This window comes from Azospirillum rugosum (assembly GCF_017876155.1).
Lineage (GTDB): Bacteria > Pseudomonadota > Alphaproteobacteria > Azospirillales > Azospirillaceae > Azospirillum > Azospirillum rugosum.
This window is the reverse complement of the sequence record NZ_JAGINP010000019.1, coordinates 16,692-39,524: the sequence shown is the minus strand read 5'-3', so window position 1 is coordinate 39,524 and position 22,833 is coordinate 16,692. Positions and strand designations below refer to the sequence as shown.

At 66.9% G+C, this 22,833-nt stretch carries 20 protein-coding genes; 9 read left to right on the top strand and 11 right to left on the bottom strand.

Going from position 1 to position 22,833, the window contains the following annotated elements; all coding sequences use genetic code 11:
• Positions 1-46 precede the first annotated feature (46 nt).
• The 6 genes from J2851_RS23710 (at position 47) to J2851_RS23685 (ending at position 6,807) form a co-directional block, all read left to right on the top strand.
• Positions 47-727 (top strand): calcium-binding protein, encoded by a 681-nt coding sequence (locus J2851_RS23710; protein WP_209769345.1) that lies wholly within the window; start codon positions 47-49, stop codon positions 725-727.
• 227 nt (positions 728-954) lie between these two features.
• Complete coding sequence (locus tag J2851_RS23705) at positions 955-2,355, top strand: selenium-binding protein SBP56-related protein (RefSeq protein WP_209769344.1); 1,401 nt, start codon at positions 955-957, stop codon at positions 2,353-2,355.
• 122 nt (positions 2,356-2,477) lie between these two features.
• Positions 2,478-3,062, top strand: coding sequence for a hypothetical protein (locus tag J2851_RS23700; RefSeq protein WP_307420328.1), 585 nt, complete (start codon positions 2,478-2,480; stop codon positions 3,060-3,062).
• Positions 3,063-3,342: 280 nt separating this feature from the next.
• Positions 3,343-4,239: a DMT family transporter gene (locus J2851_RS23695; protein WP_246500883.1), complete on the top strand. Its 897-nt coding sequence runs from the start codon at positions 3,343-3,345 to the stop codon at positions 4,237-4,239.
• Positions 4,224-4,868, top strand: a complete 645-nt coding sequence (locus tag J2851_RS36745; RefSeq protein ID WP_425514322.1) for a hypothetical protein — start codon at positions 4,224-4,226, stop codon at positions 4,866-4,868. The genes J2851_RS23695 and J2851_RS36745 overlap by 16 nt, the downstream gene beginning before the upstream one ends.
• Before the next feature lie 262 nt (positions 4,869-5,130).
• Positions 5,131-6,807, top strand: coding sequence for a tetratricopeptide repeat protein (locus tag J2851_RS23685; protein ID WP_209769341.1), 1,677 nt, complete (start codon positions 5,131-5,133; stop codon positions 6,805-6,807).
• A 1-nt stretch (position 6,808) separates the two neighbouring features.
• On the opposite strand, the gene J2851_RS23680 is transcribed toward J2851_RS23685, so the two are convergent.
• From J2851_RS23680 to J2851_RS23630, 11 genes are all read right to left on the bottom strand, one after another.
• Positions 6,809-7,171, bottom strand: coding sequence for a cupin domain-containing protein (locus tag J2851_RS23680; RefSeq protein WP_209769340.1), 363 nt, complete (start codon positions 7,169-7,171; stop codon positions 6,809-6,811).
• Positions 7,172-7,197: 26 nt separating this feature from the next.
• On the bottom strand, positions 7,198-8,652 hold the full coding sequence (locus J2851_RS23675) for an NAD-dependent succinate-semialdehyde dehydrogenase (protein WP_281416083.1): 1,455 nt from the start codon (positions 8,650-8,652) through the stop codon (positions 7,198-7,200).
• Positions 8,653-8,715: 63 nt separating this feature from the next.
• On the bottom strand, positions 8,716-10,056 hold the full coding sequence (locus J2851_RS23670) for an aromatic ring-hydroxylating oxygenase subunit alpha (protein ID WP_209769339.1): 1,341 nt from the start codon (positions 10,054-10,056) through the stop codon (positions 8,716-8,718).
• A gap of 231 nt (positions 10,057-10,287) precedes the next feature.
• Positions 10,288-11,088, bottom strand: coding sequence for an IclR family transcriptional regulator (locus J2851_RS23665; protein WP_209769338.1), 801 nt, complete (start codon positions 11,086-11,088; stop codon positions 10,288-10,290).
• A 123-nt stretch (positions 11,089-11,211) separates the two neighbouring features.
• On the bottom strand, positions 11,212-11,754 hold the full coding sequence (locus J2851_RS23660) for a 3-phenylpropionate/cinnamic acid dioxygenase subunit beta (RefSeq protein ID WP_209769336.1): 543 nt from the start codon (positions 11,752-11,754) through the stop codon (positions 11,212-11,214).
• A gap of 25 nt (positions 11,755-11,779) precedes the next feature.
• Entirely contained in the window at positions 11,780-13,141 is a 1,362-nt protein-coding gene (locus J2851_RS23655; RefSeq protein ID WP_209769335.1) for an aromatic ring-hydroxylating oxygenase subunit alpha, read from the bottom strand.
• Between the two features lie 486 nt (positions 13,142-13,627).
• Positions 13,628-15,784, bottom strand: coding sequence for a xanthine dehydrogenase family protein molybdopterin-binding subunit (locus tag J2851_RS23650; RefSeq protein WP_209769333.1), 2,157 nt, complete (start codon positions 15,782-15,784; stop codon positions 13,628-13,630).
• Positions 15,785-15,786: 2 nt separating this feature from the next.
• The gene (locus tag J2851_RS23645) at positions 15,787-16,263 is read right to left on the bottom strand and encodes a (2Fe-2S)-binding protein (RefSeq protein ID WP_209769331.1); all 477 of its coding nucleotides are present in this window, start codon (positions 16,261-16,263) and stop codon (positions 15,787-15,789) included.
• Between the two features lie 231 nt (positions 16,264-16,494).
• On the bottom strand, positions 16,495-16,701 hold the full coding sequence (locus tag J2851_RS23640) for a hypothetical protein (RefSeq protein ID WP_209769328.1): 207 nt from the start codon (positions 16,699-16,701) through the stop codon (positions 16,495-16,497).
• A 9-nt stretch (positions 16,702-16,710) separates the two neighbouring features.
• Positions 16,711-17,253, bottom strand: coding sequence for a 3-phenylpropionate/cinnamic acid dioxygenase subunit beta (locus J2851_RS23635; RefSeq protein WP_209769326.1), 543 nt, complete (start codon positions 17,251-17,253; stop codon positions 16,711-16,713).
• A gap of 11 nt (positions 17,254-17,264) precedes the next feature.
• Complete coding sequence (locus J2851_RS23630; protein WP_209769324.1) at positions 17,265-18,626, bottom strand: aromatic ring-hydroxylating oxygenase subunit alpha; 1,362 nt, start codon at positions 18,624-18,626, stop codon at positions 17,265-17,267.
• Positions 18,627-19,549: 923 nt separating this feature from the next.
• Here J2851_RS23630 and J2851_RS23625 point away from each other — a divergent pair.
• The 3 genes from J2851_RS23625 to J2851_RS23615 all read left to right on the top strand — a co-directional run bounded on the left by J2851_RS23625 (position 19,550) and on the right by J2851_RS23615 (position 22,829).
• Positions 19,550-20,533 carry a 2-hydroxyacid dehydrogenase gene (locus J2851_RS23625; RefSeq protein WP_209769323.1) on the top strand — a complete coding sequence of 328 codons (984 nt, stop codon included), beginning with the start codon at positions 19,550-19,552 and terminating at the stop codon, positions 20,531-20,533.
• 89 nt (positions 20,534-20,622) lie between these two features.
• Positions 20,623-21,663 carry an extracellular solute-binding protein gene (locus tag J2851_RS23620; RefSeq protein WP_209769321.1) on the top strand — a complete coding sequence of 347 codons (1,041 nt, stop codon included), beginning with the start codon at positions 20,623-20,625 and terminating at the stop codon, positions 21,661-21,663.
• Between the two features lie 14 nt (positions 21,664-21,677).
• Positions 21,678-22,829 (top strand): ABC transporter ATP-binding protein, encoded by a 1,152-nt coding sequence (locus J2851_RS23615; RefSeq protein WP_209769319.1) that lies wholly within the window; start codon positions 21,678-21,680, stop codon positions 22,827-22,829.
• Positions 22,830-22,833: the final 4 nt, after the last annotated feature.

The following is a 22,833-nucleotide window of genomic DNA, read 5'->3' as shown; positions in this document are numbered from 1 at the left end:
ACCTTGCCGTGGTTATGTGTTCTCTGTTGTTTCAACGGAGGGCCGCATGGCGAATTTTTGGGGAACGAGCGGAGCCGACCGCCTGAACGGCACCGACGTCGCCGACTCGATGTACGGTCGGAGCGGCGATGACATGATCCAAGGGGGCGCCGGAAGCGACTTCCTGTCCGGGGAAGACGGCCAGGACTCACTCAACGGCGGCCTCGGCGACGACACGCTGTTTGGCGGCAACGGCAACGATTGGCTGGGCGATCCTTACGGCGGCGACCCCGGGGACGACCGCATGTATGGCGGTTGGGGGAATGACCAGATTTTCGGAGGCATCGGCAACGACAGCCTCGACGGCGGGGCCGGCAACGACACCGTCAAAGGAGGGACAGGCAATGATACGCTGATCGGCGCCGACGGCGACGATTGGTTGGTCGACACGCTGCGCGACGGTGGAACCGACCTGTTCCTTCCTGGTGCCGGCAACGACCATATGGTCAGCTATTTCGACCAGCTGGCGGATGTGTTCCGGATGCAGCAGGCCGCCCCCGGCTTTGGCGATGACAGCATCTCGTACTTCGAAGCCGGCATCGATCGCATCGAATTCCGCGGCTACGCGGCCGGCGACGTCTCCGTGTCCGCAGGGACCGGAAGCACCACGTTCTCCTTCGGAGACGGGTCTTCGTTGCAGGTGGACACCGTGGGCCTTGTGGCCGGTCGGGACTACGTGTTCACGTAACATAGCCGGGGCCGCGCGGGCGGAGTGGCAAGGCGTCTACCGAGAAGCATCCCACGTCCTGCTGACTTTCACTGAAATACGCCGAAAATCCTGCAAGGCCATCAGCCAAAGTGGGCTGAGAAGACGCGCCATGTGGCAGTGAAATCTTCCCTATGCTCTTTTGAACCCAGGCATTGTGCTGCCATAGAATTGCCTGCGTAGAGCGCATCGATTAGGGAGGATGCCCGATGGCGACCTGGACTCCGGACCCCAGCTTCTATCCTTCGCCCCGGATGGCCATGCAGGCTCCTCCCGAACGGCTTGCGTATGTGGCCATGCTGAATGTCGAATCGGCGGCGCGCCCGGACGCATTGGGCGTCGTCGACGTCGATCCGAACTCGTCGCGCTACGGCCAGCTTCTCGCCCGGGTGGACATGCCCAACACCGGCGACGAGCTGCATCACTTCGGCTGGAACGCCTGCAGCTCGGCCTTGTGCCCCTATGCGCCCCATCCGCATGTGGAGCGGCGTTATCTCATCGTGCCGGGCCTGCGGTCGTCGCGCATTCACATCCTGGACATCAAGCCCGATCCCGCCAGTCCGAAGATCGTCAAGGTGATCGAGCCGCAGGAGGTGGCGGCGCGGGCCAACTACTCCCGCCCCCACACCCTGCACTGCGGGCCGGAGGGCATCTACGTCAGCGCGCTGGGAAACGGCGAAGGCAACGGCGGCGGGCCGGGCGGGGTGTTCCTCATGGACCACGAGACGTTCGACGTCCTCGGCCAGTGGGAGATCGATCGCGGGCCGCAGTTCCTGGCCTACGACGTGTGGTGGCACCTCGGCCAGGACACTATGGTCACCAGCGAGTGGGGCACGCCCGACATGATCGAGAACGGGCTCGACCCCGACCTGCTGCTCGGCGCCAAGTATGGCCATCGCGTCCATTTCTGGGATCTGCGCAAGCGCCGCCACCAGCAGACCATCGATCTCGGCCCGGAATACCAGCTGGCGCTGGAGCTGCGGCCGGCCCACGATCCGACCAAGACGCACGGCTTCATGAACGCCGTGGTCAACCTGACCGACCTGTCCTCGTCGATCTGGTTGTGGCACCGCGAGGGCGACCGGTGGGCGATGCGGAAGATCATCGATATTCCGGCCGAACCGGCGGACCCGGATCAGCTGCCACCCCTGCTCAAGGGCTTCAAGGCCGTGCCGCCGCTCGTCACCGACATCGACCTGTCGCTCGACGACCGCTGGCTCTATGTGGCGTGCTGGGGCACCGGCGAAATGCGCCGGTACGACGTAGCCGACCCGTTCCAGCCCAAACTGACCAGTTCCGTCCGCCTGGGCGGCATCGTCGCGCGCGCCGGCCATCCCGGCGCGGACGGCGCCCTGAATGGAGGCCCGCAGATGGTCGAGGTCAGCCGTGACGGCCGGCGGGTCTACTTCACCAATTCGCTGTACCGGACGTGGGACGAGCAGTTCTATCCGGAGGGCATCAAGAGCTGGATGGTGAAGCTCGATGCCGCCCCCGATGGAAGCCTCGCCATCGACGAGCGCTTCTTCCTGCGCTTCGACGACGGGTTCCGCGGGCATCAGGTCCGGCTCGAAGGCGGCGACGCCTCCTCGGACTCGTACTGCTACCCCTGAGCGATCACCCCTGAGCGATCACCCCTGAGCGATCACCCCTGAGCGATTTCGGGCCGTGGCTGGCGCTGGTCGGGCTGGGCGCCTTCCACGGGGCCAACCCGGCGTCGGGATGGCTGTTCGCCGTGGCTCTCGGCCTCCAGGAAGGCCGCCGCGGTGCGGTGTTGTCGGCCTTGCCGCCGATCGCGCTGGGGCATGCGCTGTCCGTGCTGATCGTGGTCCTGGGGTTCGGGGTGACCCAATTTTTCGTCGCGCCGAAGCTTCTGGCGCCGGGGCTGGCCGCCATCCTGATCGGTTTCGGCGCTTACCGGTTGATGCGCGACCCGCGTCACCGGGTCCGGGCCGGGATGCGCGCCGGCTTCGCCGAACTGACGCTGTGGTCGTTCCTGATGGCCACGGCCCATGGCGCCGGGTTGATGATTCTGCCCCTGCTGCTGGGCATGCTGACGCCGGCCTCCATGCTGGCCCTGTCGCTGTGTGGTCCCGGTGCCGAGATGACGGGCACGGTCGCCGCGCTCGGCACCGCCCTGGCCGGGGCGATGGTGGTGCTGGTGCACATGGCGGCGATGCTTGCGGTGGTCGCCGTCGTGGCGCTTCTGGTCTTCAGCACGGTCGGTCTCGGCATCCTGCGGCGCGGCTGGGTCAACTTCGACCGGCTGTGGGCCGGGACGCTGATCGGTGGCGGCCTTGCGGTTCTGCTGATCCGGTGACCACGGCGCAACGCGGTCCCCGCCGCCCATGCGGCCGAAGCCCGGCCTCTCGCGGAAACGCCTCTTGCCTGACAGTCGGGGCGCTTCACCGTCAGCACCGCGGATCGTGCAATCCAGGGTATGGCGGCGGGCATGGCCGTGCGTCGCCTTGGTGCGAGCCAAACGGGCGCGGGGATGCTTGAATGGCGTCCCTACTCCCGTCGCCGGATTCGCCACCTTGTCTCAGAGCAGCGCATCACAAAGCAGCCTGTCTTCCGATACCGCCGCCGCGGCTCCTGTGATGCCGCCGGTCCAAATTCTGGCCGGGCTGGGGCTTGCCGTGGCGGGGGTGGTGGCCTTTTCGCTGCGGCCGGTCATCATCAAGCTGGCCTACCGCTACAACGTCGACCCGGTGACGCTGATCATGCTGCGCATGGTCTTCGCGCTGCCCTTCTTCCTGGGCATGGCCCTGTGGTCGGGCGCGCGCGGGGCGCGGGCGCCCATATCGGGCCGGGATCTGGCGCTGACCGTCGGGCTGGGCGTCACCGGCTATTACGCCGCCAGCTTCTGCGATTTCCTGGGGCTGCGCTATGTCTCCGCCGGGATGGGGCGGCTGCTGCTGTTCCTCTACCCGACCATCGTGGTGGTTCTGTCGGCCCTGTTCCTCGGCAAGCGGATCGGGCTGCGCGAGGTGGCGGCGCTGGTCGTCTCCTATGCCGGCGTCGCGCTGGTGGTGTGGTCGGAGGTCGGGACCGGCCATCCCAACTTCATGGCCGGGGCCGGGCTGGTCTTCATGGGGGCCTTCCTCTATTCGGTCTATCTGGTCGGCAGCAGCCGCGTGGTGCAGCGGATCGGCTCCATGCGCTTCACCGCCTATGCGATGACGGCGGCCTGCCTGTGCTGCATCCTGCAATTTGGTGTGCTGCGGCCGCTTTCGGCCCTGGATCTGCCGCTGCCGGTCTATGGCCTGTCGGCGGTCATGGCGGTGGTCTGCACCGTGCTGCCCGTCTTGATGACGGCGGAGGCGCTGCGGCGGGTCGGTCCCAATCTGGTGGCGCTGAGCGGCGCCATCGGCCCGGTCGCCGCCGCGGTCTTCGGCTATCTGATGCTGGCGGAGCCGCTGGGCTGGCTGCAGTTGGCCGGTGCGGCCCTGACGGTGGCCGGCGTCATGATCATCACGCTGTGGAGGACCGCCTGATCCGGTTCGCCGGCCATCGATGGAACAACCGGCCGCGCGCCGCCGCCCCGGATCCCAAGGAAACAGGGCGGATCAGCGGAGTCTCATGGATCGTTGCGGCCGTGAGCCACACGAAACCAATGCTCCGCGTGCTGGCGGCAGGTTTCGGCTTCGACGGAATCGCCGGCCCGCTCGGCATCGCCCGCGCGGGCGAGCCATTGCGCGTGCTTTTGCTCGGCCGATCCATTCACCTTTGGGCGCGCTCGCGCCGGGGCTGCTTGTGCGGCTTGCTGGGGGGCCGCTTTGCCGAACCGCGGTTGCCGACGGGCTCGACCGCTCGCCGGGTTGTCAAAAGGCATGAAGGTTGGTCCTCAGCTGGTGTGCGGGCTGCGATCAGGAGCGATCAATCAACCTTGAATGCCCAATCCTGGCGCACTTGCGTCACGCCGGAGAAGGCCCGAAACGCTTCGGCCACATCATTCCCGACCTTTGGGAAGAACGCAACCCGACCGACAAGCACCGTCGTTGCCGCCTCACGGCATTCCATCGAGGATCGATCGGGCACGCAGCGGATCGCACGCCCCGAATCCCTCCTCGAAACGGTTGTCGGTCGACAGCAACAGTTCCTTCGTGCGATCGGCAGGTTGTGAGTGGACGCGAGCGCCGGTGGGCTTTCGTGCGAAGCTGCGATGTGGTCGAAAGTCCGCACAGCGGCGACGAACATCCGCTTCGACATCGACGCTCTACGTTCCGGCCAGCGTTCCGGCAATCGCCCCTGGCAAGCAGGCCCTGATCTTTGAAAATTTTAAAGGCTATGCCTACGGCATGAGGTATCTAATGCAGCATGAACGCGCTTTGGTGGCATGTTGATGCGGTCGGGCGCGCCTTGTCGTGCGGCGGAGCCATTCGTTGATGACCAGCATTCCCGAAGCTCTGCGGATCGCCGTTGGTTTGCACCAGAGCAACCGCTTTCAGGAAGCCGCCGAGATTTACGGCAAGATTCTCGAAGCGGACCCGTCGGTGGCCGATGCCTGGCATCTTCTCGGCGTCCTTCACCATCAGGCCGGCGACCACGCGCGCGCCGTCGACCTGATCGGGACGGCCATCGCCCGCGATCCGTTCTGCGCCGCCTATTACGACAACCTCGGCGCCGCGTGGCGGGCGAACGGACAGGCCGAGCGCGCGGCGGCATGCCATCGGCGCGCCGTCGCGCTCGACCCGGCCTGGGCCAAGGCCTACGGCAACCTGGGCGCTGTGCTCCTGGACGCCAACCGGGCCGAGGCCGCCACCGCCGCGCTTCGGCGCGCCCTTCGGCTTGCTCCGGACCAGGAGTCGCTTCTCCTTCGGCTCGGCGATTGTCTGCTGTCGCAAGGAAAGGCGGCGGATGCGGAATTGGTCTATCAACGGCTCGGGAACGGCGATCCGAACCACCCCGCCCACCTGTACAGGCTGGGCGTCTGCAAGCTGTCCATCAGCGGGCTGCTGTCGGCCAATCCGCTAAACAGCCGCCACATGGTCGACCCGATCACGATGCGTGACGCGATCGCCCATTTCCTGCGGGCCGCGCAGGGCGGCCATGCCGAGGCGCTGAAGAACAGCTTCGGCACCATCATCCTTGCGTTGCAAAACGGTGTCCTGGATGACTCGACCCTGGCTGAAACCGCGCAGTTCGCCCGGCTCGTCCTGAAGCGCAACCCGCGCCACACCGCGGCGTTGGCGGTCGTCTGCTACGATCTCTACCGCCAAAAGCGGATGGGCGTGGCGTGCCGCTTCTTCCGCAAGCACGCCCGACTCTTTTCCCCGGAGGAGGTGGCCAGCGATTTCGAACTGCTGGTTTGGTCCCTGGTCCAAAGCGATCCGCGGTTCTACGATCGCTTGGGCGGGTTTTCCTCGCGCCTGTTCGGGGCGGCGGTACGCCGGACGCTTGCGCCGCCCGCGAACGATGGCCGGCCCATCCTGCTGGCGGGATGCGATGACGTGTATTGGCGGCGCTTCGGTTCGGACTTCGTGGCGTCGTTCCGTGAGCGTGCGGGATCCTGTGTTTTGCACGTCCATGTCGTCAACCCGTCCGCGGAAACGCTGGATGCGTTGAAGCGGCTGAGTGACGCCTCCGGCGGCAGGCTATCCTGCTCGTGCGAAGCCATCGATCTGAGCCATCTTTCCGATCCCGTGCGCTTGACCTACTTCGCATCCGCGCGCTTTGCGGTGGCAAGAGACTTGATCCGGGACGGGAAGGGGCCGGTCGTTCAGGTGGACATCGATGCCCGGTTCCTGGAGGATCCCGGCGCCGCGGTGGGCGCATGGCCATCCTGGGACATCGCCATCATGAAGGACCGGCGTCATCGCGGGCCGACGCGCGATTTCCTGGCCGGCTTCATGGCGTTCAATCGCACGCCCAGAGCGGCCGCTTTCCTCGACATGGCCGTTTCCTACATCGGCTGGCACTTCGACGAAGGGCGGGCTTACTGGGGGCTGGATCAGGCCGCGCCGTACTGCATCCATGACTGGCTCGACCGGTCCGGGACGCCGCCGGCCGTTGTCTGGTTCGACTTCGAGAATTTTCCTTTCCTGGAGTTCCTGGCCAAATGAATCACGCCCTGGACGGAAAGGTCGCGTAGACCTTGCGCACCGTCTCGACGACCTCGCCGATGCCCTTCCATCCCTTCGGAAGCAAGGCCGTATCGCCGGCCCGCAGGGTCGTCACCGTGCCGTCGTCGGCGGTGAGGACCCAGACGCCCGACAGCAGCACGAAGACCTCGTCCACCGTCCGCTCCAGCCGGCACTTGCCGACGGTCAGCTCCCAGACGCCGGCGGTGTGGCCCGTGTCCTCGCTGCGGTGGACGACGTGGACACGCACCTCCGGCGTGGTCGGCGCGATGGCCGTCGGGTAGAGCTTGGAGGAGGTGAAGACATCGGCGTCGGCCGTGTTTTCGATGACGGTCAGCGTGCTCATGCCCGGTCTTCCTTTTCGCACATGTATTACAGGCCGACGCACATGTATTTGATCTCCAGGAAGTCATCCAAGCCGTACTTGGAGCCTTCCCGGCCGATGCCGCTTTCCTTGATGCCGCCGAAGGGGGCGACCTCGGTGGCGAGCAGGCTTTCGTTGATGCCGACCATGCCGTATTCCAGCCGCTCGGCGACGCGCCACGCCCGGCCGAGGTCGCGGGTGTAGAAGTAGGCGGCGAGGCCGTATTCCGTGTCGTTCGCCAGGCGCACCGCCTCGTCCTCCGTGTCGAAGCGGAAGAGGGGGGCGACCGGCCCGAAGATCTCCTCGCGCGCCACCCGCATGTCGGTGGTGACGCCGGTCAGCACGGTCGGCTCGAAATAGTTCGGCCCGAACGCGTGGCGCTTGCCGCCGGTGGTCAGCGTGGCGCCCTTGGCGAGGGCGTCGTCCACCATTTCCTGCACCTTGGACACGGCCTGAGGGTTGATCAGTGGGCCCTGCTGCACGCCGGGCTCCGCCCCGTTGCCGACGGTCAGCGCCTCGGCCGCGGCGGTCAGCTTGGCGGCGAAGGCGTCGTAGACGGTGGACTGCACCAGGATGCGGTTGGCGCAGACGCAGGTCTGCCCGACGTTGCGGTATTTGGACGCGATGGCGCCGGCCACCGCGACGTCGAGGTCGGCGTCGTCGAAGACGATCAGCGGCGCGTTGCCGCCCAGCTCCAGCGACACCTTCTTCACGGTGTCGGCGCACTGCCGCATGAGGATCTTGCCGACCTCGGTCGAACCGGTGAAGGACAGCTTGCGCACCAGCCGGCTGGCGGTCAGCTCACCGGCGATGGCGACGGGGTCGGACCCGGTGACGACATTGAAGATGCCCTTGGGCACGCCGGCCTGCTCGGCGAGCGCCGCGATGGCCAGCGCCGACAGCGGCGTGTCCTCCGCCGGCTTCACCACCACCGGGCAGCCGGCGGCGAGCGCCGGGGCGCATTTGCGGGTGATCATGGAGAAGGGGAAGTTCCAGGGCGTGATCGCGGCGACGACGCCGATGGGCTCCTTCACCACGACGATGCGCGCGCCCGGCTTGTGGGCCGGGATCACGTCGCCGTAGGCGCGCTTGGCCTCCTCCGCGAACCATTCCAGGAAGGTGGCGCCGGCGCCGACCTCGCCGCGCGCCTCGGCCAGCGGCTTGCCCTGCTCGGCGGTCATGATCGCCGCCAGATCCTCCTGGTTTTCCAGAACCAGCTCGTACCAGCGGCGCAGGACGGCGGCGCGCTCCTTGGCCGTCTTCGACCGCCAGCCGTCCCAGGCGTCGTTGGCGGCGAGAATGGCGGCGCGCGTCTCTTCCGCGCCGAGGTCGGCGACCTGGGCCAGCACGGCGCCGGTCGCCGGGTTGGTGACCGGGAAGCTGCGGCCCTGCGGGCCGTCGCGCCATTCGCCGTTCACATAGGCCTGGGTCTTCAAAAGGCTGGGGTTCTTCAGGTCCATCATCGGAATGGCCGCCGTCTTTTCTGGATGATCGTGGGAATTTGCAAGCGGAAGGCGTTGTGCGACTCAACCCGGGATCAGGTCGGCCCAGCTCTTCCCGGCCATGAAGTCGGCCCAGCGGCTGTAGAAGATGCGCTGGTTCTCTTCCGACACGTCGCCGCTCTGCACCGCGCCGCGCAGGCCCTCGATGGGCTGCGCGTGGCCGAGGCCCATCTGGTAGTTGTAGGCGTACTGCCGCGCCAGCGGCGCCTTGCTGGCCTCCGTCGCGTAGGACCAGTTCTCCAGGTCGTCGGATTCCGTCATGCCCGCCGGGCCGGAATAGCGCAGGTAGTAATGGCGGGTGGCGTCCTTGACCGCCTGCGGGGCGTCCTTGTCCACCAGATAGAAGCGCCACATCTCCATCTCCGTCGGGCTGATCGGGTGGAAGACGGCGATGGTCCGCGGCTGCCGGCCGTGGAAGGACATGTTCGGGAAGATCGTGCCGACGCTGGTCTGCACCCGCATCCGGTCGCCCAGGTTGCGCACGCGGGCGGCGTGGATTTCACGGAAATAGGCCTCCACCTCCGGGTGCTTGGTGTAGAGCGGAACGTAGTCGTCCTCCGCCGTGTGCGGCAGCTGGCCGAGCAGGCCGTGGCCGAGGCCGGGGAAGCCGATGGTCATGCGCCGGCGCGACGCGTCCCGCCGGCCCTTGCCGACGCTGGGCCCGATGCCGACGAGATCGACGGAGCGGTGGCTGATGTCGTGGTACATATCGCCGATGAAGTTCTCCGGCGCGAACTTCCAATTGCATTTGACGCGCCATTTCTGCACGCCGCCGAAGACTTCCGACCCGCCCTCGCGCCCGTCGCGGTGGTCGAGCGCGGCGTCGAGGTAGTGTTTCATGTCGCCGAGATAGTCGAGGAAGGGCGGGGCCTCCTTGTCCCAGCTGGCCCAGATGGTGCCCTTGTAGTTCACGACGTTCGGGCAGCGCACGAGGCCCCAAGCCTTCTTGTCGAGCTGCCCATGGTAATGGGTCGCCAAACCCGGGACGCCGACGAGTTCGCCCGGCGTCTCCACCAGCTGGCCGTCCGTGGAATAGCTCCAGCCGTGGTAGGGGCAGGTGAGGGCGCGCGCGTTGCCCTGGTCGTGGCGGCAGAGCTTCATGCCCCGGTGCATGCAGCTGTTCAGCAGGACGTGGATGTTGCCCTGGCGGTCCCGCGTCAGGATGACGGAGTCCATGCCCATGCGCGAGACGAAGTAGTCGTCCGGGTTGGGGATCAGGCTTTCATGGCCGACGAACAGCCAGGCGCGGGCGAAGATGCGCGCGATCTCCTGCTCGAAGACCTCCTGGTTCACGAAGACTTCCCGGCTGACGATTCCCTGGTCGGCGTCAACCAGCGATGAGTAGGATTCCGGCTGCGCTTTCACCCGCATTCTCCTTGGGAGGGCACTGTGACGGCTTCGCTTGCGCCATACGCCGGGTGGCGCTGGCCTGTGTGATGAATACGGTTATCATACAAGCGTATGGGTGTCAAAGCGATCTCCCCGGGTCACCGGGGTGATCGCGTTTGGAGAGCGTGTTCCTGTCATGAGACGGCCGTCATCCCCGCGAAGGGGGGCCAGGGCGTCTCCTGTAGGGTAGGGTGTGCGAAGGTCCGGTCAGGCGGAGCGGCGCTGTTCCGGTTCGGAAGCGGCGGACACTGATGCACGCTTCGCGTCGGGGGCGATCAGCCGGGTCAGCTTGCCCGCCGCTTCGGCGACGTCGGGGCCGAGCCGCTGCACCATTTCCGGGGTGATGCGGAAGACGGGGCCGGTGAGGGTCAGCGCCGCGATGGCGCGCCTGGCCGCGTCGAACACCGGGGCGGCGATGGAGATCACGCCGAACAGATATTCGTTTTCGGCGACCGCGTAGCCGCGCTTGCGGATGCGGTCGAGTTCGGCCGCGAGCAGGTCCGGATCGGTGATGGTGTAGGAGGTGATCCGCTCCCGCGGCATCGACTGCAGGATCCGTTCCCGCTCCACCATGTCGGAGTAGGCGAGCATCGCCTTGCCCGCCCCGCCGAGATAGAGCGGGCGCACCTCGCCGATCTGGACGCTGCGCCGCAGCTGCTGGTGGCTTTCACACTGGTCGACGGCGATGCGGTGGTCGCCGACGCGCAGCGACAGCACGGTGGTTTCGCCGCTGCTGTCGCGCAGTTCGGCCATGATCGGCTGGGCCAGCCGCTGAAGCTCCTCCGGGCCGTTCTGCTTGGCGCTCAGCGCGAGGATCGCCGGGCCGATGGCGAAGCGCTGCGTCTTGGGGTCGCGGACCACGGCGCCGCGTTCCTCCAGCACGGCGAGGAAGCGGTGCGCCGTGCTTTTGCTGAGCCCGGTCCGTTCGCTCAGCTCGCTGAGGTTCAGTTCCGTGGCGGTCTTGAAGCAGTCGAGAATGTCGAACGCGCGGTCAACGGCTCTGATCATCGTGTCACACCATCGTGGCGGCGTCCGTCTGTGGGCGCGCGGCGGCTTCCGGTGAAATGGAACATCCTGCACAATGAAACAACCGGGCGAACGGCGCAACCGCGCCGCTCCTCGGACGGCTCTTCAAAAGAAGGTCGTGATGTTCTTGGCGAGGAGGACGTTCTGGTCGAGGAAGATTTCGCGCCTTGCGATCTTCCAGGCGCCGTCGAGCTTGCGCAGGGTGTCGCGGCGCTTGCCGACGTAGATGTCGACCTCGTCGTGCAGGCGGTTGCGGTAGACCAGGAAGCGGCTGCGCACCTGCACCTCGGCCGCGTTGCCGGCGGCGTCGGGGGTGACCTCGGTGATGCGGATGTTGGTGATCAGGTGGGAGACGCGCGATTGCGGCTCCTCGGCCCAGTGGATGCCGGTGGCGAGCTGCTTGACGCGCTGGGTCAGCGTCTCCTTGCCCTCGTCGATCCAGCAGGTGTCCATCTGCTCGCGCGTGTACTCCTGAGCGGTCTTGTTGAACTGCACGTTGCGCGCCATCGGCATCCAGTAGCGGATGTCGTCGGTGCACAGCGCCAGCCAATCGGCGAAGCGGCGGTCGTCGAGCAGGTCGGCTTCCATCAGCAGGAAGTCCTCGACCTCGCGGTGCAGCAGCAGCGCCTTCAGCGCGGTGTCGTCCATGGCGGGTTCCCTCACGCGGTGTTCTTTAGGCGGTTTGGGCCGGCATCAGCTCCGACCAGCTCTTGCCGGCCATGAACTGGGCCCAGCGGTTGTAGAGGATGCGGGCGTTTTCCTCGGTGGTGTCGCCGCCCTGGACGGCGCCCTTCAGGCCCTCCACCGGCTTGGCGTAGCCGTTGCCCATCTGGTAGTTGTAGGGGTGCCGGCGCGCGATGGTGCCGCGGCTGGCTTCCGACGCGTACAGCCAATTCTCCATGTCGTCGGACTCGGTCAGGCCGCCGGGGCCGGAGTAGCGCAGCGCGTAATGGCGGATGGCGTCCTTGACCGCCTGCGGCGCGTCCTTGTCCACCAGATAGAAGCGCCACATTTCCATTTCCGTCGGGCCGACCGGGTGGAAGATGGCGAGCGTGCGCGGCTGCTGGCCGTGGAAGGACATGTTCGGGAAGATCGTGCCGGTGCCGGTCTGCACGCGGAACTGGTCGCCCAGGCGCTTCTTGCGCGCCTCGTAGACCTCCCGGAAATACTCCTGGACCTCGGGGTATTTCTGCCAGGTCGGGAAATAGGGCGCTTCCTCGAAGCGCGGGAGATGCCCGTTCGCCCCGTGGCCGAGCGCCGGGAAGCCGATGATGACGTTCTGGTATGGCCCGGCGGTGTCCTTGTCGCGCCGGCCGCGCCCGCCGCTCGGCCCGATGCCGACGAGGTCGACGGAGCGGTGGCTGATGTTGTGGTAATGATCGCCGATGAAGTTCTCGGCGGCGAACTTCCAGTTGCACTTCACGCGCCATTTCTGGACGCCGCCGATGACCTCCGACCCGCCCTCCGTGCCGTCGCGGTGGTCGAGCGCCGCGTCCAGGTACAGGCGCATGTCGCCGAGATAGTCGTAGAAGGACGGGGCGTTCTCATCCCAGCAGGCCCAGATGGAGCCCTTGTGGTTCACGACCTTCGGGCAGCGGACGAGGCCCCAGGCCTTCTTGTCGAGTTCGCAGCGGTAATGCTCTTCGAAGCCCGGCACGCCGACCAGCTGCCCCGGCGCCTCGACGAGGCGGCCGTCCGTGGAATAGCTCCAGCCGTGATACGGGCAGCTGAAGGCGCGCGTGTTGCCCTGGTCGTAGCGGCATACCTTCATGCCGCGGTGCATGCAGCTGTTCAGCAGCACATGGATGTTGTTCTGCCGGTCGCGCGTCAGGATGACGGAGTCGTTGCCCATCTGCGAGACGAAGAAGTCGTCCGGGTTGGGGATCAGGCTCTCATGGCCGACCAGCAGCCAGGCGCGGGCGAACACCTGCTCCAGCTCCTGCTTGTAAATCTCCTCGTTGACGAAGATTTCCCGGCTGATCTCGCCGGTCTTTATGTTGACGAGACGCTCGTACATGTCGGGTGTGATGGTCATGGATGTCTCCAGCCCTGCTCGGATCGTGGCTGACGTGATTTTTGGGGAGGGGGCGCTCGCGGATGTCCCTGGCTGCTAGGGCCGTGCTTCCGCGGAGCTGGTCCCGTACAGTGGAACCATAAATTCCATTTTCAAAACTGTAGGGCGACGATCGAGACCTGTCAAGACACGCGACGGCGTTGTTCGATGATCGACGTCAAAGTCCCCTCTCCCCTCTTGGGCGAACGCAGGAAGAAGCCCCTCTCCCCTTGGGGGAGAGGGGTTGGGGGTGAGGGGTCGTTGCGGGCGGCAGCCCGGAGAAAATCGCAAACTCGGCCGCATTGAAAGGTTCCGGCCGGCCAGAGGCCGGCGCCACCCTCACCCCAACCCCTCTCCCCTCAAGGGAGAGGGGCTTTCTCTCGAACTGCGTCAGTTACTTAACGCATACGTGAAATGTGTGAATACCGTAGCCCCAGAGGGGAGAGGGCTATGGTGCCGAACGCACTTTCAAACCATGCCGGCTTTGGCGAGCGGCAGCGACCTTACCCGTGTGCCCGTCGCCGCGAAGACGGCGTTCGCGACCGCCGCGAACAGCGGTGGCACGGCCGGTTCGCCCACGCCGGTTGGGCGTTCGGTGCTGGGCACGATGTGCACCTCGATCTTCGGGCACTCGTCCATGCGCAGCACCTGGTAGTCGTGGAAATTGCTTTGCTGGACGGCGCCGTCCTTGATGGTGATTTCCCCGTACAGGGCGGCCGACAGGGTGAAGACCGCCGCGCTCTCCATCTGCGCCTGGATGGTGCGCGGGTTGATCGGAAGGCCGCAGTCCACCGCGGTGACGACGCGCTGCACCTTGATCTTGCCCTTGTCGCTCGACACCTCGACCACATGGGCGACATAGGTGCCGAAGGTGACGAAGACGGCCACACCCTGCGCCACACCGGCGGGAAGCGGCTTGCCCCATCCCGCCTTTTCCGCCGCGAGCTTCAACACCGCGACGTGGCGCGGCGACTTGGCGAGCATCTCCGCCCGAAAGTCCACCGGATCACGGCCGGCGGCGTGCGCCAGCTCGTCGATCACGCTCTCGACGACAAAGCCGGTGTGCGAGCTGCCGACCGACCGCCACCAGAGCACCGGAACGTCGTGCGTCGGCGTGTGCAGGTCGACCTGGATGTTGGGGATGGCGTAGGGCATGTTCGCCGCACCGGCGACGGCGGACATGTCGAGGCCATTGCGGTGGACCTGCGGCTCGAATTCCGTGCCCGCGGCAATGGACTGGCTGACGATGGTCTGCTGCCAGGCGGCGACCCGTCCATCGCCGTCGAGGCCGACGGAAATCCGGTCGTAGGCCATGGGCCGATAGTACCAGCCGCGCATGTCGTCCTCGCGCGTCCAGACGACCTTCACCGGCGCCTTCGCCACCTTCGCCACCTCGATCGCGGTGAGCACGAAGTCGGCGTGCGCGTTGACGCGCCGGCCGAAGCTGCCGCCGGCGTACAGCGTGTGGATCGTGACCTGCTCCGGCTTCAAGCCGGTGGCCTTCATCGCCGCCTTGTGGTCGCCCGACTGGAACTGCGTGCCGACCCAGATCTCGCAGTGGTCCGGGCGCAGGTCGACGGTGCAGTTCAGCGGCTCCATCGGCGCGTGGGCGAGGTAGGGGACGTCGTACTCCACGTCGAGCCGGCGCGCCGCCTTGGCGAGAGCGGCGGCCGGGTCGCCGTCCTTGCGCGCCACGTTTCCCGGAGCCTTCGCCATCTCCGCGTAGTGGGACAGCAGCGTGTCCGTGGACAGCGCGGCGTTGGGGCCGAGGTTCCAGTCGATGACCAGCGCGTCGCGGCCTTTGACCGCTTGCCAGAAGCTGTCGGCCACGATCGCCACGCCGTAGGGGGTGGGCGCCACCAGCCGGACGCCGCGCACCGCCTTGGCCTTGCTGTCGTCGATGCTCCGGATCGTCGCGCCGAGCACCGGCGGATGGGCGACCACCGCGATGCGCAGGTCGGGCAGGTCCATGTCCATCCCGAAGATTGCGCGGCCGGTCGACTTTTCGGCGCTGTCCAGGCGGGGCAGGGATTGGCCGATGAGTTTGAAGGCCGACGGCTCCTTCAGCGTCACGCTGGTGGGGATCGGCATCTTTTCGGCGGCCGCGGCCAGATGGCCGTAGCTCAGCCGCCGGCCGGTCGGGCTGTGCAGGACGGTGTTGTTCTCCGCGCGGCATTCGGCCGCTGGGATGTTCCACTCCGCGGCGGCGGCGGCGATCAGCATGGTCCGCAGCGCGGCACCGGCCGGACGGTAGACGTCCCAGGAGGACGCCATGCTGGAACTGCCGCTGGTCAGCTGCATCCCGTTGCGGGCGCTGCGGTAGATCTCGTTCACCGGCGCCGTTTCGACGCGGATCTTGCTCCAGTCCGCCTCCAGCTCCTCGGCGACGAGCATCGCGATGCCGGTGTAGACGCCCTGGCCCATCTCCGTCTTGTTGACGATGACCGTGACGATGTCGTCGGCGCCGACGCGCACGAAGAAATCGGGCGGCGGCAGCGGCTTGTCGGCGCCTTGCGCCAGCGCGGCCGACAGCCCGTCCGGCGAGAGCAGGCCGATGGCGAGGCCACCACCAACGAGAGCCGACGCCTTCAGGAAGCCGCGGCGGGAAAGATCGACGGTGGTCATGCTCAGCCCCCCTTGCGCGTGGTGTCGGCGGCCTGGCTGGCGGCCTGGCGGATCGCGGCGTGGATGCGCGGGTAGGTTCCGCAGCGGCAGATGTTGCCCGCCATCGCCTCCCGGATCTCCTGGTCGGACGGGGTCGGCTTGTCGGCCAGCAGGGCGGCGGCCTGCATGATCTGGCCGGACTGGCAATAGCCGCATTGCGGCACGTCCAGCGCCACCCAGGCCCGCTGCAGCGGGTGGTCGCCGTTGCCCGACAGCCCCTCGATCGTCGTGATCTTGGCCCCCTCGACCGCGGACACCGGAGTCGCGCAGCTGCGCGCCGCGGCGCCGTCGATGTGGACGGTGCAGGCGCCGCACTGCGCGGCCCCACAGCCGAACTTCGTGCCCGTCAGTTTCAGGTGGTCGCGAAGCACCCAGAGCAGCGGGGTGTCCGGGTCGGCGTCGACCTGCTGCGCACGCCCGTTCACGGTGATGGTGATCATGCACTGCCTCCTGTTTGGCTGTTCCACCGGCAATGGCCGTGCGGAACGCGGTTCCGAGGGGCGGGCGTTGCGGATGCGGTGCGTAATGGCCGGTGCGTTGGGACGCAAAGCAGCACCGGCGCCCTACCGCACCGGGGCGCCGTCCCTATAAAGCAGATCGTGTTGATGCATTGCCTCCGCCGTTCGCTGCGATCCGTCACCGGTCCGGGCGAACGGGCGGAGTCCGCCGCGTCAGGACGCCAAGCCGACGATGTCCTGGGCGAAGATCGCGTGCTCGGCGTCGCTCACCTTCGACGCGTCGGTGGGGTGGGTCAGGTAGCGGCCGAAGACCCACATGCCGTCCCGCGGGTTTTCGACGATCTCCACGGTGGCGCCGTCGGCCATGCGCAGCCGCGCGCCCGGTTCGAGCGTCAGCAGATCCAGGGTTTCCTGAGACATGGGATCACCTCAAAAGAAGGTCGTGATGTTCTTGGCGAGGAGGACGTTCTGGTCGAGGAAGATCTCGCGCCTTGCGATCTTCCAGGCGCCGTCGAGCTTGCGCAGGGTGTCGCGGCGCTTGCCGACGTAGATGTCGACCTCGTCGTGCAGGCGGTTGCGGTAGACCAGGAAGCGGCTGCGCACCTGCACCTCCGCCGGGTTGCCGGCGGCGTCGGGCGTGACCTCGGTGATGCGGATGTTGGTGATCAGGTGGGAGACGCGCGACTGCGGCTCCTCGGCCCAATGGATGCCGGTGGCGAGCTGCTTGACGCGCTGGGTCAGCGTCTCCTTGCCCTCGTCGATCCAGCAGGTGTCCATCTGCTCGCGCGTGTACTCTTGGGCGGTCTTGTTGAATTGCACGTTGCGCGCCATCGGCATCCAGTAGCGGATGTCGTCGGTGCACAGCGCCAGCCAATCGGCGAAGCGGCGGTCGTCGAGCAGGTCGGCTTCCATCAGCAGGAAGTCCTCGACCTCGCGGTGCAGCAGCAGCGCCTTCAGGGCGGTGTCGTCCATGGCGGGTTCCCTCACGCGGTTTGGGCCGGCATCAGCTCCGACCAGCTCTTGCCGGCCATGAACTGGGCCCAGCGGTTGTAGAGGATGCGGGCGTTTTCCTCGGTGGTGTCGCCGCCCTGGACGGCGCCCTTCAGGCCTTCCACCGGCTTGGCGTAGCCGTTGCCCATCTGGTAGTTGTAGGGATGGCGCCGGGCGATGGTGCCGCGGCTGGCCTCCGACGCGTACATCCAGTTTTCCATATCGTCCGACTCCGTCATGCCGCCCGGACCGGAGTAGCGCAGGTAATAGTGGCGCAGGACGTCCTTCACCTCCTGCGGGGCGTCCTTGTCCACCAGGTAGAAGCGCCACATCTCCATTTCCGTCGCGCTGATCGGGTGGAAGACGGCGAGCGTGCGCGGCTGCCGGCCGTGGAAGGACATGTTCGGGAAGATGCTCGCCGCACCGGTGGCGACGCGCATCTTGTTGCCCAGCCGCTTGACCCGCGCCTCGTAGACCTGGCGGTCGTATTCCTGGACGGCCGGGTGGCGCTGGTAGGCCGGCGCGTAGGGCGGCTCCTCATAGCGCGGCAGGTGCCCGATGACGCCGTGGCCGAGCGCGGGGAAGCCGATGATGATGTTCTGGAAGGAGCCGGTGCTTTCCATGTCGCGCCGACCGCGCCCGGCGCTCGGCCCGATGCCGACGAGATCGACGGAACGGTGGCTGATGTTGTGGTAATGGTCGCCGATGAAGTTCTCGACCGCGAACTTCCAGTTGCACTTGACGCGCCACTTGTGGACGCCGCCGATGACCTCCGACCCGCCCTCGCTGCCGTCGCGGTGGTCGAGCGCGGCATCGAGATAAAGGCGCATGTCGCCGAGGTAATCCTCGAAGGACGGGGCGTTCTCGTCCCAGCTTGCCCAGATCGAACCTTTGTAGTTCACCACGTTCGGGCAGCGGACAAGGCCCCAGGCCTTCTTGTCGAGTTCACAGCGGTAATGCTCCTCGAAGCCCGGCACGCCGACCAGCTGGCCCGGCGCCTCGACGAGGCGGCCGTCCGTGGAATAGCTCCAGCCGTGATACGGGCAGCTGAAGGCGCGCGTGTTGCCCTGGTCGTAGCGGCAGACCTTCATGCCGCGGTGCATGCAGCTGTTCAGCAGCACATGGATGGTGTTCTGCCGGTCGCGCGTCAGGATGACGGAGTCGTTGCCCATGCGCGAGACGAAGAAGTCGTCCGGGTTGGGGATCAGGCTCTCATGGCCGACCAGCAGCCAGGCGCGCGTGAAAATCCGTTCCAGTTCCTGCGCGTAGATGTCTTCGTTGACGAAGATCTCCCGGCTGATCTCGCCGGTCTTTATGTTGACGAGACGCTCGTACATGTCGGGTGTGATGGTCATCGATGTCTCCAGCCCTGCTCTGGTTCGAGAGCCTACGGTTACCGTGCCCGGCGGTTTTGGGGCGTTGTGCGCCTCTTGAAAATGGAATGGCCGGTTCCGTACTGCGGTACAAAATCAGTCTATGGACGCCTCCCGTTCGCTGTCAAGGCGATGCGCTTCGTTCGACTCTCCGCCGCGTTCCGCGGTGTGGCACCGTGCGCCGATGGTCTTGGACTTGGTCCGGCTGCCAGCGCTGCTTTGGGCACGCAGCTGTATGATAACCACATGATCAGGGCTGGCAAGGGCCATGCGTCGGTCCGCCGTCGATTCGGAGGGGCGTTTGGACGGAGATAGAAGGATCCGGCGGTTGCCATCCTCGGTTTGGCGCGAAGTGGCGCGTGATGCTCCTATTGCGGGAATAATGTATCTCTGCACAGCCGTGCTTCGTCAGCCGCGCTGGAGACTGCGGAAAAGCCGCAAATCGATTGCGGACATTTTTGGAATTTCATTGTCCATTTGCGTTCCAAGATCGCTACCCAACTGGCCAATAGTTTGCATACTATACAAACCCTGCGGCCGATTCCGGGCCGCGCGTGGCTAAGGGGTGGCGCACAATGATGCGGATCGGCGGACATGCTACGGATCTGGGCAGCGGACGGGCATTGCTGGTCACACCCGCAATCGAAGTCCCCGTGCCTGCTCCGCCTGAATCCGTTCCGATCCGGCCAAGAAAAACCCGGGCCAGCCGATTTTGATGGTTGCGCGGCCTGTATGATAACCTTATCGTCGTTCAGCACGATGAATTTCGCCTCCGCGGAGGCGTTCACCTGGAGCGGGGAGAAGGCGACACCGGCAAGGGCGGCGCTTCGCGCGTCTCGCGGCCGTCAATCGATGCCATCCCGAAATCCCGTCGCCGTTCCCGCACGTACGAGGATTGCCATTGCATGACCAGCGATCATAAACCCCGCGTCATTCTTCTGGCCGCCGTGCCCCCGGACCTGCGCGCCGCGATCGACGCGTCCTGCGAGGTGGTGGCGGCCCCGGGGGCGGCGCTGCCGCCCGGGACGGACCTCGCGGAACTGCTCAAGGGCGTTCGCGGGGCGCTGACGACCATCCGCGCCGGCATCGACGACCCGCTTCTGGCGCGCTGCCCGGACCTGAAGGTCGTCTCCAACGTGGCGGTCGGCTACGACAACATCGACGTTCCCGCGGCCACGCGGCGCGGCGTCCTGGTCTGCAACACGCCGGGCGTGCTTGACGCCGCCGTGGCCGACCTGACCATGGTGATGCTGCTCAGCCTGGGACGCGGCGCCCTGGACGCGGATCGGTTCGTCCGTTCCGGTGGGTGGAACGCGGGTGCCTTCCCGCTGACCCGCGACATCGCCGGCAAGACGCTGGGCATCGTCGGGCTCGGCCGCATCGGCCGGATGGTCGCGCGCCGCGCCCGCGCCTTCGACATGGACGTCGTCTACTACAAGCCGAACCGCGACACCGGCGCCGAGGCCGAAGGGCTGGCGACCTACTGCAACCGCGACGAGCTGTTCCAGCGGGCCGACTTCGTCAGCCTGCACCTGCCCTTCACGGAGGCCACCCGGCGCGGTGTCGGTGCCCGCGAGTTCGCGCTGATGAAGCCGACGGCCTACTTCATCAACACCGCGCGCGGCAGCGTGGTGGACGAGGCGGCGCTGATCGAGGCGCTGAAGGCCAAGACCATCGCCGGGGCCGCGCTCGACGTCATGGAAAAGGAACCGATCGGCGCCGATCACCCGCTGTGCGGCCTGCCCAACGTGATGCTGCTGCCGCACATCGGCAGCGCCACCGTGGAAACCCGGCGCGCGATGATGGAACTGGCGGTCAAGAACCTGATCGCCGCTGCCTGCGGCGACCGCGCGCCCGCGATGGTCAATCCGGAGGTGCTCGACCGCTAAATTTTCGGACACCGCTGCCAAAGGCTCAAACGAAAACGGCGACGCGCGAAATCCGGCGTCCGACATGGCAGAACAGGGAGCATGCGACGATGCACGATCTGACACGACGAGATGTCCTGCGGGGCGGGGCGGCCCTGGCCGGAGCCGCAACGATTGGGCTTTCGATCAGCCGGCCGGCGGTGGCGGCACCCGCCAAGCTGGTCGATCTCAAGGCGCTGTACGAAGCGGCGAAGAAGGAAGGGGAGATCACCTACTACGCGTCCGACAACCCGACGGTGTCGCAGCGGGTGGTCGCCGCCTTCAACGCCAAGTACCCCGGCATCAAGGTGCAGATCATGCGCCTTGCCAGCGGGCCGATGGCGAAGCGCTACGCGACGGAGGCGCAGGCCGGCAACGTGGTCGCCGACGTTCTCCAGCTGGCGGACCCCGTGATGATCGAGGACGCCTACGCCAAGGGCTGGATCACCGACATCGACACGCTGCCCGAACACGCGGCGTGGCCGGCGGCGTTCAAGTCCCCCCACAACGCCTACATCGGCCTGTTTCCGCAGACCATCACCTTCAACACCACGCTGGCCAAGGCGGACGATTTCGCCAACGGCTGGGCCGACCTTCTGAAGCCCAGCCTGAAGGGCCAGATCATCATTCCCGACGTGCGCAACAGCCCCGGCCTGATGGACTGGGTGTGCATGCTGGCGGACGTCTACGGCAACGACTTCGTGCGCCGCCTCGGCGCGCAGGAGATCCGCTGGGCGCCGAGCGCGGTGCCCGGCACGCAGATGCTGGCGGCCGGCGAGGCGGTCTGCCTGGCGCCGAACATGCGCCAGACCAGCAACCAGGTCATCGACAAGGGCGCTCCCCTGGTCGACCTCGACCCGCTGCCCACCGTCGGGCACGAATCGCAGATCACCGTGTCGACCAAGGCGCCGCATCCCAACGGCGCGCGCCTGCTCGTCGACTTCATCCTGTCGCGCGAAGGGCAGGAGGCCTACTGCAAGAACGTCTGCGCGTCGCCGCGCTGGAACGACATTCCCGGCGCGCTGCAGCTTCCCGCCGAATACCGCCGCGCGAACATTCCCGACGCGCTGCGCCGCGCACCGGAAATGCTCAGCCTGCTGGGCCTGAAGTGAGGGGGCAACGCGCCATGACCATCGCCACAAACCCCGCGCCGCTCGTCGCGGACGATGTCCCCATGTCCACCCCCCTGCCGGCCGAGGTGCGCATCCGGGTGCGCAACCTCACCAAGCGCTACCGCACCCCGCGCGGCGACGTGCTGGCGCTGAACAACGTGTCGATGACCGTCAACGCCGGCGAGAAGCTGGTCCTGCTGGGGCCGAGCGGCTGCGGCAAGACCACGCTGCTGCGCTGCGTCGCCGGGCTGGAGCAGCCGGACGAGGGCGAGATCGAGATCAACGGCACGGTCGTCTTCTCCTCCGACCGCGGCATCCTGATAGCGCCGGAGAAGCGCGGCGTCAGCATGGTCTTCCAGTCCTACGCGCTGTGGCCGCACATGACGGTGTTCGACAACGTCGCCTTTCCGCTGACCAACGCCCGCGTGCCGAAATCGGACATCCGCGACCGCGTGCGGGCCGCGCTCGCCATGGTCGGCTGTGCTGCGTTCGAGAACCGCTTTCCGGGGCAGCTCAGCGGCGGCCAGCAGCAGCGCATCGCGCTCGCCCGCGCCATCGTCAGCAATTCCGGCGTCATCCTGTTCGACGAGCCGCTGTCGAACGTGGACGCCAAGGTGCGCGAGCAGCTGCGCATCGAGCTGGTGAGCATGCAGAAGAAGCTCGGCTTCTCGGCACTCTACGTCACCCACGACCAGACGGAGGCCACCGCGGTGGCGCACCGGATCGCCGTGATGAACACCGGCAGCGTGGCGCAGATCGGTTCGCCCTATGAGATCTACGAGCGGCCGGATTCGCGCTACGTCGCCGACTTCGTCGGCGCGACCAACGAGTTCCCGGGCACGGTGGCCGGCCGCAAGGACGGGCTTCTGCTGGTCGACACGGACATCGGTCGGCTGGCGTCGCGCGACGGCGCCGACTTCGAGGTCGGGCAGTCCGTTGTCGTCCTGATCCGTCCGGAAAACCTGCACGTCACGGCGGAGCAGGACGGCCTGAACGTGATGGCCGCCACCCTGGAAAGCACGATGTTCCTGGGTCTCTTCACGGAATACGTCGCGCTGGTCGGCGACAAGCGGGTGATCCTGCGCAGCATGCGCCAGGAGTTGGTCCGCGAGGGGGGCGCCATCGGCATCGGGGTCCATCCGGAGCATGTCCGCGTCTTCCGCTGACCGT

Bases quoted from the DNA above. Each gene is read 5' to 3' on its own strand.
- J2851_RS23645 (WP_209769331.1), bottom strand. From the start codon at position 16,263: ATGATCACCATCACCGTGAACGGGCGTGCGCAGCAGGTCGACGCCGAC.
- J2851_RS23620 (WP_209769321.1), top strand. From the start codon at position 20,623: ATGCACGATCTGACACGACGAGATGTCCTGCGGGGCGGGGCGGCCCTG.
- J2851_RS23695 (WP_246500883.1), top strand. From the start codon at position 3,343: ATGCCGCCGGTCCAAATTCTGGCCGGGCTGGGGCTTGCCGTGGCGGGG.
- J2851_RS23650 (WP_209769333.1), bottom strand. From the start codon at position 15,784: ATGACCACCGTCGATCTTTCCCGCCGCGGCTTCCTGAAGGCGTCGGCT.
- J2851_RS23705 (WP_209769344.1), top strand. From the start codon at position 955: ATGGCGACCTGGACTCCGGACCCCAGCTTCTATCCTTCGCCCCGGATG.
- J2851_RS23665 (WP_209769338.1), bottom strand. From the start codon at position 11,088: ATGATCAGAGCCGTTGACCGCGCGTTCGACATTCTCGACTGCTTCAAG.
- J2851_RS23675 (WP_281416083.1), bottom strand. From the start codon at position 8,652: ATGATGGACCTGAAGAACCCCAGCCTTTTGAAGACCCAGGCCTATGTG.
- J2851_RS23660 (WP_209769336.1), bottom strand. From the start codon at position 11,754: ATGGACGACACCGCGCTGAAGGCGCTGCTGCTGCACCGCGAGGTCGAG.
- J2851_RS23710 (WP_209769345.1), top strand. From the start codon at position 47: ATGGCGAATTTTTGGGGAACGAGCGGAGCCGACCGCCTGAACGGCACC.
- J2851_RS23680 (WP_209769340.1), bottom strand. From the start codon at position 7,171: ATGAGCACGCTGACCGTCATCGAAAACACGGCCGACGCCGATGTCTTC.
- J2851_RS23630 (WP_209769324.1), bottom strand. From the start codon at position 18,626: ATGACCATCACACCCGACATGTACGAGCGTCTCGTCAACATAAAGACC.
- J2851_RS23640 (WP_209769328.1), bottom strand. From the start codon at position 16,701: ATGTCTCAGGAAACCCTGGATCTGCTGACGCTCGAACCGGGCGCGCGG.
- J2851_RS23685 (WP_209769341.1), top strand. From the start codon at position 5,131: ATGACCAGCATTCCCGAAGCTCTGCGGATCGCCGTTGGTTTGCACCAG.
- J2851_RS23615 (WP_209769319.1), top strand. From the start codon at position 21,678: ATGACCATCGCCACAAACCCCGCGCCGCTCGTCGCGGACGATGTCCCC.
- J2851_RS23635 (WP_209769326.1), bottom strand. From the start codon at position 17,253: ATGGACGACACCGCCCTGAAGGCGCTGCTGCTGCACCGCGAGGTCGAG.
- J2851_RS23655 (WP_209769335.1), bottom strand. From the start codon at position 13,141: ATGACCATCACACCCGACATGTACGAGCGTCTCGTCAACATAAAGACC.
- J2851_RS23625 (WP_209769323.1), top strand. From the start codon at position 19,550: ATGACCAGCGATCATAAACCCCGCGTCATTCTTCTGGCCGCCGTGCCC.